General features: G+C 67.6%; 1 protein-coding gene. It reads left to right on the forward strand.

Annotated elements, in window-relative coordinates; all coding sequences use genetic code 11:
• A partial coding sequence (locus tag U5775_RS39325; RefSeq protein WP_322063486.1) for a DUF3138 family protein occupies positions 1-244 on the forward strand: 244 nt, incomplete at both ends.

Genomic DNA, 244 nt, shown 5'->3' on the forward strand with positions numbered 1-244 from the left:
ACGCGCCGCGTTCAACGGCGGCAACGCACAGTGGTACGGTCTCTCGCTGCTCGCGCACCGCAAGTTCAACGCACCGGTCGTGGGCCGCATGGGCGTGACCGCGCGCTACGACGTGCTCGCCGACGGCAAGAACGGCGGCGGCGGTGGCGGGATTGCGCTCAATGGCAACGGCATGGACCCGTACAACGGCTTCGGCATTGGTTCGGAGTGCCTGACGAATTCGCAGGCCAACGGCGGCTATGGC

The sequence above is a fragment of the Paraburkholderia sp. J63 genome (assembly GCF_905220245.1).
GTDB lineage: Bacteria > Pseudomonadota > Gammaproteobacteria > Burkholderiales > Burkholderiaceae > Paraburkholderia.